We start from the raw sequence: 11739 nt of genomic DNA, 5'->3' as shown, positions 1-11739 counted from the left end.
GGCCCGGCTGACTGCAGCCGGTCCGAGCCGTCCCTCATTCAGGGCCGGGGCCGGGCTCAGACCGGCAGGCCCCAGCGCGGCGCGGTGGCGTTCGGGGTGACCGGGCGGATCGTCAGGTCCGGGCGGTCGCCCTCGGCCGTGATGAGCGCCGAGTCGCCCTTGCGGAGCTCGATCCGGACCGTGCCGTCCGCCACCTCCTCGTACCGCAGCGGCCGTCCGTGACGGTCCCGGATCTCGATCGGTCCCTCGATGCCGTGGCGTACGACGCAGGGGGCGCCGGCCTCGCTGGTCAGCCGGACCCAGCGGGTGCGGCCTTCCTCCCGTACCGCGCTGAGCAGAAACGCGCCCTGGGTGCGGAAGTCATGGACCGTCAGCTCCCGCCAGGCGGCGGGCAGCGCGGGGAAGACCCTGACCGTTCCGCCCCAGGACTGGCACACCATGTCGTGCAGCGACTGGGCCGCGGAGAGCGGGGTCTCGATGACCGGGCCCGACTCCTTGTACATGGTGTTCGCCTGGATGAACCGGTTCATCAGCTGACCGAGGTACTTCAGCGCGTCCTCGCCCTTGCCGAGGAGGGCCGACATGGAGGCGGCGCCGGTGAAGGTGTAGCCCTGCAGGGCGCCCTCGAAGCCGACCCAGTGGGCGAGGGACTTCTCGATCAGGTCGCGCTCGTCGGCCGTCGCCCCCGTCAGCTCGTACAGCGGGTAGACGGCGAGCATGTGCGAGTAGTGGCGGTGCGACTTCGCGAACGGGACACCGGCGCCGATCATGAACCCGTTGGCGTCGACCGGGTACGGAGCGAGCTTGGCCAGTACCTCCTGCCAGCGCGCGGTCAGCGGGTCGTCGACGCCGAGCTGCTGCGCCGAGTCCAGCAGAGTGCGGCAGCCCCAGCGCAGCAGCATCAGGTCGTAGTTGCAGTCCGGTGCATTGACGCCGTACTCGGGCGAGAACGTCGCCGGGAGATGCAGCCTGCCGTCCGCGCCGGGCGTCAGGAAGTGCAGGTAGTAGTTGACGGCCTTGCGCAGGAGCGGGAACAGCGTGTCGCGCAGGATCGACTCGTCCATGGTGTGCCGGTAGGAGAGCCACACGTTGTGCAGCGCCCAGGTGAGATTGCCGACCTCGGGGGTGGGCGGGTCCTGGCCGGGGATGCCGACGCCGTAGCCGAGGACGGGGGCGGTGGCACCGCCGTTGATCAGGTGCGGGTCCGTGGTGCGTGGCAGTCCGGCCGAATCGGCTCGGTAGGGGGTGGCCACTTCCTTGGCGAGGTTGTCGCGGAATTCGCTCAGGGACCGGGTGATCGCGTCGAGCTCCAGGTGGTTGGAGCCATGGATCAGCCAGTACTCCAGCTGGGCGTTGAGGTTCCACCACGTGTTGGGCCAGGGAGTGGGTTCGAGCCAGGGACCGGAAGTGGCCATCACGGGCGCGTCCTTACGCGCCGCCGATGCCGTCTTGTACAGCTGGATCCAGTAGAAGCGCTGCATCCGGGCGTCCGGGAGCGACAGGAAGCTCTTTCGGTAGAACCGGTCCCACCAGAGGTGATGCGGTCCGACGAGCCGGTCGTACGGGAGGGCGGCCGCGGTCCTCACGTGACGCAGCGCACGGTCGCGGGCCGTCGCCCTCGGGTGGGAGTGCGTGACCGTGACGTACAGGGTGCGTGCCCCGCCGCGGGTGACCTCACGCCAGGCGGTGACATGCTCGCCGCCCGCCAGCAGCGGCTGGACGGCGGCCGATGATCCCCCGTGCTCCTCGACGGTGGCGGGCGGATTGCCGGTGTAGCCGGCGGGAGGCTTCTGGAAGCCGGCTCGCGGGCTGATGGCATCGGCCGGGTGGAAGACCCAGCGGAAGCCCTGCTCGCCCTCGCTCGGGGTGATTTCGACGGCCAGTAGATCGCTGGAGGAGTGGACGAAGGCGCGCAGCTTCAGGGTGCCCGCGGTGGTGGTGATCGTGCCTTCGAGTTCGGCGGTGCGCAGCCGCATCCACCACTCGATGCCGGTGATGGTGCCGGCCGGTTCCAGGGTGAAGTGCCCGATCGGCAGGCGGGCGAGGCCGAAGAGGGAGCCGAACTCGGGGCGGTGGTCCTGGACCTCGGAGTGCTGGACGTTGAAACGGACGGCCGTGGTCGTGGCGCCCGGTTCGGCGTAGATGCCGGAGCCGAGGCGTCCGTTGCCCAGATACGGGCCCTCGTACCAGGTGGTCGGCAGTTTCTGCCAGAGCAGGTCGGCGTCGTCGAGGACGGTGCGCCAGCTGTCAGTGGGGGAGTGCACGACGGGCGCGGGGGAGGCGGAAGACGCGGTGGCCGGGGCGGGGACGGCTGCGCCGCCCACCACCAGCGCGCCGCCGAGCGCGGTACCGGTGGCGAGAACAGTTCTTCGGGAGGGGGACGGCGACGAGGGGGCGGTGCCGGGCGTGCGGGAAGGATCCGGTGCAGTGGGCAAGGCGTCTCCTGGCGACTCGTACACAGGCGCATCAATTCATCCGAGCTATTCCTTCACGGAAGGTAAGCAAGGGGCTCCTGGGCGTCAATAGCCCGGGAGAGATCCGATGTGTTTCCGTCCATCTGGTTGGAATCCACGCTGGCGGTCAAGGGAAAGGGGGCGGTCGGGCGGTCAGCCCCAGAGCACCGTTCCCAGCCACGCCCCCGTCACCAGGAGACATGCGAACAGCTCGACGAGTACGGAGTAGCCGGTGGCCCGCATCACCGAACGGAGCGAGGCCCGCGCCGCTCCGCCGCTGCCGAGCCGCAGGCGTTCCGCGCCGTAGATCGCCCCGATGTATCCCAGGATCCCGCCCACCACGGGCACCACGAAAAAGCCCACGATCCCGGCGATCCCGCCCAGCATCAGCGTCTTGCGCGGCGCCCCGGCCTCGTGCGGGCGGCGTGGCCGCAACAGCGGTTTCAACGCCTGGTTCAGCAACAGCAGTGCGGTGGCGCCGATCAGTACGCCCCAGGCGGCCGGGCTCCTGTCGGTGAGCGCCCACCACAGCACGGCGGCCCAGACGATTGCCTGGCCGGGCACCCCGGGCACCAGCACGCCGACCAGACCGAGCAGCATGACCAGGCCAACGGCGATGAGCTGCCACACACCCATCTCACCAGCCTGCCGGAGCCCGGCAGGTTCTGCCCGTCAGCTAAGGGCTGTATGAGGACGCCCCTCCGCCTTGCGATGCACCGCACGCCGTGCGCCCGCCAGGGATGACGGGACAGCCCTTGGGCTCGGGGCGGACGCCGTCGACGCAGATCAGAGGGGTGATGAGGCGGTCCCGAAGCCGTCGCGGACCCGACTTGCTCAAGCCCGCGGCGTACGGGCCACCCAGCCTCGTTCGTACGCGTGCCAGCCCAGCTGCAGCCGTGTCGACACCCCGGTCAGCTCCATCAGGCCCTTCACCCGCCGCTGTACGGTCCGCAGTCCCAGCTCCAGCTGTTTCGCCACACTCGCGTCCGTGAGTCCGGCCAGCAGCAGCGACAGAATTTCCAGATCGGTCGGATCGGGGCCCACGGAGTCCTCGTGAGCCCAGCCGCTCTCGCCCAGCCGCAACGGCATGGCCTCGCGCCACACCGCCTCGAAGAGCCCCATCAGCGACTCCAGCAGCCCGGAGGCATGGACGACCAGCGCCGCAGGCTCGGCCCCCCGGCCGGTCAGCGGAACCATCGCCAGCGAGGCGTCGGCGACGACCAGCTTGGTCGGCACCCGGTCGACGACCCGGCACTGTTCGTTCCGGCTCAGGGCCGCCGACAGCTCCAGGATTCCGGACGGCAGGGCGAGCACCTCCCGCTCGACCACCACCCGGAAGGACACCCCGCGGGCCGCCGCCTGCTCCTCGGACTCGTTGTCCATGCCGCTGACGGCGATCGGCTTCCCGGTGACGAGCGCGCACACCTCGCTGGTCGCACCCAGTTGCAACTGGTGGAAGCGGTGCGCCACCGCGCTCGCACCCGTGACCACCTCGACCAGATCGTGCACGGCGGGCTCGGCCGCATCCGCCCGGTACTCCTCGGCGAGCAACGCCGCCGCCAGTTCCGCCTGCTCCAGTTCGTGGCGCTGCTGGGTCAGCAGCGCGCCCAGGGCGACCCCCGGCGGCGCCGCCACCCACCGCCCGGTGCGGGCGGACGACTGGGCGGCGAGGCCCTGTTGCTCCAGTCGGCGAAGCGCCCGCTCGGTCTCCGACTCGGGAAGTCCCAGCCGGTGTGCGAGGTCGGAGACCTCCGCTGCGCCCACCGCGACGAGCGCGCGATAGGCGGACTCCTGCCTCCCGTCGAGACCTATGGCTCCCAGCACCCTTGGACCCCTCCCCGGACGCGTCAATTCCGCATCGTTCCGCCCTCTTCGGCCGGCCGGTCGTGGCGGAAAACAGCCACGGCGTAAACCCGCCGTGTACATCATCCCTGCTGTGCCCGTCGCCGTGCCAATGTGGCGCCCACCGCAGCACCAATAGCCTCCGGAATCAGCCAGCTTGTGCTGTCCTGATCCATATTCATCTGGGGAGAGCGATGCGCCCGATATCGCGTACGGCACTGGGAGCGGCGACCGCCGCAGTCCTGGCCGTCACCGTGGTCGCACCGTCCGTGGCAGCGCCACCGACGGATTCCACTTCGAAGAGCCCGCTGACCGGCAGCGCGGCAGCCGGTGCCGACGCTGTCGCGAAGGGCGGCAAGCCGGTCACCGTCACCCTGGTCACCGGTGACAAGGTCCTGGTGAGCACGGACCGTTCGGGGGCCTCGTCGGTCACCGCGCTGCCCCGCGAGGACGGCACCGTACCCCTCGTACAGACCCGGCAGTCCGGCAAGGACCTGTACGTCTACCCGGACACCGCGACCGAGGCTCTCGCTGCGGGCACGGTCGACGAGGAGCTCTTCAACGTCACCGGACTGATCCGCCAGGGCTACGACGACGCGAGCACCACGTCGCTGCCGCTGATCGCGGTCTACGGCCAGGACCTGGCCCGTTCCGCGCCCGCCACTCCGCGCGGCGCGAAGCGCGGGGTCTCCCTCGATGCCATCGACGGCGTCGCGCTCAAGGCGGACAAGGCGAAGGCCGCCGACTTCTGGTCGGACGTCACGCAGAACCGCTCCCGCTCGGCCTCCGGTCTCAAGAAGCTCTGGCTCGACCGAAAGGTTCAGGCCACCCTCGACAAGTCGACGAAGCAGATCGGCGCCGACCTCGCCTGGGCCGCCGGATACGACGGCAAGGGCACCAAGGTCGCCGTCCTGGACACCGGTGCCGACGCCGAACACCCCGACCTCAAGGGCCGGATCACCGCATCGAAGAACTTCACCGACTCCGACTCGACCGACGACCGGCAGGGCCACGGCACCCACACCATCTCCACCGTGGGCGGCACCGGCGCGGCCAGCGACGGCAAGAAGAAGGGCGTCGCACCCGGCGCCGACCTGCTCGCCGGCAAGGTCCTCAACGACAGCGGCTTCGGTGCCGAGTCCTGGATCATCGCCGGCATGCAGTGGGCCGTCGACCAGAAGGCCGATGTCGTCTCCATGAGCCTCGGCAGCCCGATGCCGACCGACTGCACCGACCCGATGAGCATCGCCGCCGAAGAGCTCGCCCAGAGCAAGGACACCTTGTTCGTCGTCGCGGCGGGCAACTCCGGCCCGACGCTGAACACCGTCTCCTCCCCGGGCTGCGCCCCCAGCGTGCTGACCGTCGGCGCCGTCGACCGCGACGACTCCACGGCCCAGTTCTCCAGCCGCGGACCCGTGATCGACTCGCACACCCTCAAGCCCGAGATCGCCGCCCCCGGCGTCGCCATCTCGGCGGCGGCGGCCGGTGGCCGCGGTGTCTACGCGTACCGGACGATGTCCGGTACGTCGATGGCCACCCCGCATGTCGCGGGCGCCGCAGCGATCGTGAAGCAGCGTCACCCGGACTGGACCGCACAGCAGATCAAGGCGGCCCTCGTCTCGTCCGCGAAGAGCGAAATTCCCGGTGACGTACGGGAGACCGGCGGCGGCCGCCTCGATGTGAAGGCCGCCATCGACACCACCGTCGTCGGTGCCCCCGCCGTCCAGGGCGGCACGTTCGACTGGCCGCAGAACAAGGCCGACCGCACCACGGTCGACGTCCCGTACACCAACTCCGGCACCGAGCCGGTGAAGCTGTCGCTGAAGGTCCAGCGCGTCACCGGTAACGACGGCTCGGCCGTCCATTCCTCCGTCGCGAAGCTCGACGCGAGCAGTGTCACCGTCCCGGCCGGAGCCACCGTCAAGGTTCCGCTGCAGATCGACCCGACCGCGCAGCTGAAGGCCGCCCAGTACGGTGATGTCACCGGGCGCGTGCTGGCCACCGGCGCCGACGGCGTCGAGGTCTCCACCCCGTTCTCGCTGTACGTCGGCGCGGAGACCGTCACCCTGCGGGTCAAGCTCGTCGACCGCACCGGCAAGCCGGCCGCGGGCTCCTCCTCGCTGGACGTCATCGGCACCGACACCGCCAGTGGTGAGCGCCGCTTCAACGACGGCTCGGCCGACCAGGTGTACCAGGTGCGCCCCGGTGCCTACTTCGTCTCCAGCTTCATCATGTCGCCGGACCCGAAGGACGCCACCGGCAGGCTCGTCGAGTCCGTCGGATACCTGGCGCGCCCGCAGCTGAACGTCACCAAGGACACCACCCTGGTGCTGGATGCCCGCAAGGCTCACCAGATCCAGGTGAAGACGGAGGACCGCGCGTCCGAGAACCGTTCCACGACCCTCGCCTTCGGCCGCAGCTGGGACGACGTCTGGCTGCACTCGGGCTCGATCACCGGAAACCGCATCGTCAAGAACTACCTGGTCGACATCCAGGGCAGGGCGAGCGACGGTGACTTCGAGTTCGACAGCGCCTGGCGTGCGTACGCCCCGCAGCTCGAGAAGCTCTCGGTCGTCGGCGGCGCCGAACTGCACCCGCAGGTCGCGAGCACCGGCTCCGTCAACCTCGACGGTACCGGCGAGGCCGCGCTCGTCGACGCCGGCACCGGCACCCCCGCCGAGCTGAAGGCTGCCGATGTCACGGGCAAGATCGCCCTGGTGAAGGTCACCGACGACGGATCCATGAGCACCCAGGCGCGGAACGCCAAGGCCGCCGGGGCCAAGGCGATCATCGTGCACCGGCCGTCCGCGGGCCTCTGGCAGCCGAGCGTGGGCTATGGTTCGGCGCCGCTGCCGTCCCTTGCCATCGAAGCGAGTGAGGCCGCCGACCTGAACGCCGCCCTGGCCGCCGGCCCCGTGAAGCTGAGTTGGAAGGGCACTGCCGCCAGCCCGTTCGTCTACAACCTGAGCTTCCCCGAGACCGGCCCGGTCACCTCGGACCGCACGTACAAGGTCCGTGACAGCAAGCTCGGCGTGTCCACCGCCACGTACGAGGCCATGGGTGTCGCGGCCGACTACGTCGATTCGATGATCTTCGAGGCGCCGTACGGCGCACGTTTCTCCGTCGCGTTCGACACCGTCGCCGTCCCGGGCAAGCGCACCGAGTACTACTCGGCGGGCGACGCCGCCTGGGAGCGCTACGTCTCCTCCAGCTTCCCCTGGGGCGAGTTCATGGTCGACCCGGCCCGTAGCTACACGTCCGGCTCGAAGCGCACGGAGAACTGGTACCGGGGAATCGTCGGTCCGTCCACGCCGCGCGACGCCCAGGGCAAGGAAGTGCTCGCCGCCGAGCGTCAGGGCAACCTGATCGGCGTCGCCCCGGGCTTCTGGGCCGACAGCGAACACGCCGGTCTCCAGGGTTCCTTCGGGGATCTGGGCAGCATGAGGCTCACCAGCGGTGGCAAGGTGGTCGGCGAGTCGGGGTGGCCGTCCGGAGTGTTCACCGTCCCGGCCGAGGACGCGGCTTACGAGCTCACCATGCAGACCTTCAAGTTCGGTCAGCCCGCCGCCGTATGGAAGCGGTCCACCCAGACCGAGACCACCTGGAAGTTCCGTTCGAAGCAGGACGAGAACGTGTACTCGCAGGGAATCCCGCTGCTCTTCCCGGGCTACGACCTGGACACCGACGGGCTCAAGACCCTTGCGGCGAAGGACGGTCAGACGATCGGCCTGAGCGTCACCGGCCACGCCGGCTACACGCCCGGCAAGCTGACCTCGGCAAAGGTCTCGTACTCGTACGACGGTGGAACGACCTGGACCCAGGCCGCCACCGCACAGCAGGACGGGCGTTGGACCGCGACCGTGAACCACGCGGGTGCAGCCGGCAAGCCGGTCACTCTGAAGACCGAACTGACCGACGACAACGGCAACTCCGTCATTCAGACCGTGAACGACGCCTACGCCGTGCGTTGATCACGCCCTGACCGGTCCGCCGGGCGACCTTCCCGTGGGGGGTGGAGTCGCCCGGCGGACCTCTTTTTTCCTGATGACCCGTTTCCGTATGCCCCGCGGGTGGACAATAAGGGCATGAGCCAGCAGGGGGAGAGGCCCGCCGCCCACGAGGACGACTGGTGGCGCAGGCTGTACGACGAAACCGCCGCAGACGCCGGGGCGAGCAGGGCGGCCGACAGTCTCGACGACCGCTTCGACTCGGCTTCGGCGGCGGTGGGTCCGGCGGGGCCCGGCGCGGACGCCGCCTTCCCGGAGCCACCCCATGTGGCGCCCGCCGACGGTCCGCCCGTGTCGCCTCCGCCGCCGGCTGTACCTTCGTCTGCACCTCCGCCTCCGCCTTTGTCGGCACCGGAACCTCCGCCGCCTGCTCCCGTGCAATTCGTGCAGGCGCGTGCGCCGTGGGAACCGCCGGTCGGCCCCACGCGGCCGAGCACGTTCGTCACACCGCCGCCGGCCAAGCCGCCATCCGTTGCCGAAGCGTCGCCGGTCCCCGTCGAAGCGCCGACCACAGCCTCCGTTCCACCGCTCCCGCGACGGCAGGTCTCCGCGAAGCGGGAGGCGCCCGGGGCGCGACCGGCCACCCCGCTCCCGGCCGCACCCATCCCCGGGACGGCCTTCGAACCCCCTCCCGCCCCCGCGGCCCGCCCCGGCCTCTCGTACGTGGGCGACCGTCCGCCCACCTACGACGCCGAGCCGACCGCTCTCCCCGCCACCGTCCCCCAGGAACTGGACGGACTCGTCCCCGACACCGTGCTCGACGGCGCCCGGTACGGGACATACACGCTGCGCGCCGCCTCCGTGCGTGGCGACTCCGCCCGGTTCCGGGGAGAGCCCCGGCGCGACGCCCTGCTCACCGTGCGGTTCGGTGCCGCCGAGAGCGCCCTCGTGCTCGTCGCCGTCGCCAGCGGCGCCCGTGCCACCGAGGGTGCCCATCTTGCGGCCGCTGACGCCTGCCGCTGGATCGGCGAAGCCGTCGGCCGCAGCCACCTGCGGCTCTCCGAGGACATAAGAGCTGGTCGCCGCGGCGACCTCAAATCCGGTCTGCACCGACTCACCGACCGCAGTTACGGCAAACTCCGCGCCCGCGCCGTCGAGCGGGGGCTCGAACCGGAGGAGTACACCGCAGGGCTGCGGTGTCTGCTGCTGTCGGCCGATCCCGCCTGCCGGACCCGGGTCTTCTTCGGGGTGGGCGGCGGGGGGCTCTTCCGGCTGCGGGACGGCGTCTGGCAAGACCTGGAACCGGACGTCCCGGATGCCGGGGCCATGACCGGGCAGGCCGTCGTCGGCTTCGGGTCCGCGTCCCCCGAGAGCAGGCCGGACAGGGACCTGCTGACCATGGACCTGGGGATCGCGACGCCCCCGTCCCTGTACGTCGAGAGCCCGCCACCACCACCCGCGCCGCCGTTCCGGTTCCGCGCCTCGGTAGCCCGCCCGGGGGACACACTGCTCCTGTGCAGTACCGGTCTCGCCGAGCCGCTGCGCGGTGAACCCGCCCTCGCCGAGGAGCTCGCCGAACGCTGGACGCCCCAGGAGCCGCCCGGCCTGGCGGCGTTCCTCGCGGACACCCAGCTCAGGGTGAAGGGGTACGCCGGCGACCGTACGAGTGTCGGCGTCTGGGAGGCGTAAGCGCACGCGCCATGGGTTGATGGATTCCTAGCGCGGAGAGGATACGCACCCATGCCCAAGCAGAACGTGTCGGAGCAGTTCGTCGACATTCTCGTCCGGGCAGGCGTCAAGCGCCTGTACGGCGTCGTCGGCGACAGCCTCAACCCGGTCGTCGACGCCATTCGCCGCAACGCCGCCATCGAGTGGATCCAGGTCAGGCACGAGGAGACCGCCGCCTTCGCCGCCGGCGCCGAGGCCCAGATCACCGGGACCCTGGCCGCCTGCGCGGGTTCCTGCGGCCCCGGCAATCTGCACCTCATCAACGGTCTCTACGACGCCCATCGCTCGATGGCCCCCGTCCTCGCCCTTGCCTCGCACATCCCTTCGAGCGAGATCGGCCTCGGCTACTTCCAGGAGACCCATCCGGGGCTGCTCTTCCAGGAGTGCAGCCACTACAACGAGATGATCTCCAACCCGCAGCAGATGCCCAGGCTGCTCCAGACCGCGATCCAGCACGCGATCGGACGCGGCGGGGTCAGCGTCGTCTCGATGCCGGGGGATATCGCTTCCCAGCCGGCGCCGGAGAAGTCGATCGAGCACGCCCTGGTCACCGCGCGGCCGACGGTCCGGCCCGGTGACGAGGAGATCGAGAAGCTCTGCCGGATGGTCGACGCGGCGAAGCGGGTGACACTGTTCTGCGGGAGCGGCACGGCGGGCGCACACGCGGAGGTCATGGCGTTCGCCGAGCGGGTGAAGGCCCCCGTCGGTCATGCGCTGCGCGGCAAGGAATGGATCCAGTACGACAACCCGTACGACGTCGGTATGAGCGGACTGCTCGGCTACGGTGCCGCGTACGAGGCGACCAACGAGTGCGACCTGCTGATTCTGCTCGGCACCGACTTCCCGTACAACGCCTTTCTGCCTACCGATGTGAAGATCGTCCAGGTCGATGTGCGCCCCGAGAACCTCGGCCGCCGATCCAAGCTGGATCTGGCGATCTGGGGCGATGTCCGTGAGACGCTGCGCTGTCTGACGCCGCAGGTGAAGGTCAAGACCGACCGCAAGTTCCTCGACCGGATGCTGAAGAAGCACGCCGACGCGCTGGAGGGCGTGGTCAAGGCGTACACCCGCAAGGTTGAGAAGCACATCCCCATCCATCCCGAGTACGTCGCCTCGGTGCTCGACGAAATTGCCGACGACGACGCGGTGTTCACCGTCGACACCGGCATGTGCAATGTGTGGGCGGCCCGCTATCTCACCCCCAACGGCAAGCGTCGGGTGATCGGTTCGTTCAGCCACGGATCGATGGCCAACGCGCTGCCGCAGGCGATCGGCGCCCAGTTCGTCGACCGGAGCAGGCAGGTCGTGTCGATGTCCGGCGACGGCGGATTCACCATGCTGATGGGCGACTTCCTCACCCTCGTCCAGTACAACCTTCCAGTGAAAGTGGTCCTGTTCAACAACTCATCGCTCTCCATGGTCGAGTTGGAGATGCTGGTCGCGGGGCTGCCGTCGTTCGGCACGACCAACAAGAACCCGGACTTCGCGGCGATCGCCCGGGCCGCCGGGGCGTACGGCGTACGGGTGGAGAGGCCCAAGCAGCTCGAAAGCGCTCTCAAGGACGCCTTCAAGCACAAGGGGCCGGCCCTGGTCGATGTCGTCACCGACCCCAACGCGCTCTCCATCCCGCCGAAGATCAGCGCGGAGATGGTGACCGGATTCGCGCTCTCCGCAAGCAAGATCGTGCTGGACGGCGGCGTGGGCCGGATGCTTCAGATGGCCCGCTCCAACCTGCGGAACGTGCCCCGCCCCTGACGGCCTCCGGTCGC

The 11739-nt window shown here is 70.0% G+C and carries 6 protein-coding genes; 3 read left to right on the top strand and 3 right to left on the bottom strand.

Annotation, left to right across the window (positions count from 1 at the left end; all coding sequences use genetic code 11):
- Positions 1-56: 56 nt before the first annotated feature.
- From ACNPQM_RS13660 to ACNPQM_RS13650, 3 genes are all read right to left on the bottom strand, one after another.
- Positions 57-2435, bottom strand: a complete 2379-nt coding sequence (locus tag ACNPQM_RS13660; RefSeq protein ID WP_418084193.1) for a glycosyl hydrolase family 95 catalytic domain-containing protein — start codon at positions 2433-2435, stop codon at positions 57-59.
- A gap of 171 nt (positions 2436-2606) precedes the next feature.
- Positions 2607-3089: a DUF456 domain-containing protein gene (locus ACNPQM_RS13655; RefSeq protein WP_358857158.1), complete on the bottom strand. Its 483-nt coding sequence runs from the start codon at positions 3087-3089 to the stop codon at positions 2607-2609.
- Between the two features lie 198 nt (positions 3090-3287).
- The gene (locus ACNPQM_RS13650; RefSeq protein WP_418084192.1) at positions 3288-4277 is read right to left on the bottom strand and encodes a helix-turn-helix domain-containing protein; all 990 of its coding nucleotides are present in this window, start codon (positions 4275-4277) and stop codon (positions 3288-3290) included.
- 212 nt (positions 4278-4489) lie between these two features.
- Between ACNPQM_RS13650 and ACNPQM_RS13645 the strand changes: the two genes are divergently transcribed.
- The 3 genes from ACNPQM_RS13645 (at position 4490) to ACNPQM_RS13635 (ending at position 11725) form a co-directional block, all read left to right on the top strand.
- Positions 4490-8266: a S8 family peptidase gene (locus ACNPQM_RS13645; RefSeq protein ID WP_418084191.1), complete on the top strand. Its 3777-nt coding sequence runs from the start codon at positions 4490-4492 to the stop codon at positions 8264-8266.
- A 114-nt stretch (positions 8267-8380) separates the two neighbouring features.
- On the top strand, positions 8381-9931 hold the full coding sequence (locus tag ACNPQM_RS13640; RefSeq protein ID WP_418084190.1) for a protein phosphatase 2C domain-containing protein: 1551 nt from the start codon (positions 8381-8383) through the stop codon (positions 9929-9931).
- A 51-nt stretch (positions 9932-9982) separates the two neighbouring features.
- Positions 9983-11725, top strand: a complete 1743-nt coding sequence (locus tag ACNPQM_RS13635; protein ID WP_358857162.1) for a pyruvate dehydrogenase — start codon at positions 9983-9985, stop codon at positions 11723-11725.
- The last annotated feature ends 14 nt before the right edge of the window (positions 11726-11739 follow it).

The sequence above is a fragment of the Streptomyces sp. NPDC056231 genome (assembly GCF_048270745.1).
Lineage (GTDB): Bacteria > Actinomycetota > Actinomycetes > Streptomycetales > Streptomycetaceae > Streptomyces.
The sequence above is the reverse complement of the archived record's forward strand: the minus strand, read 5'-3'. Positions and strand labels throughout refer to the sequence as shown.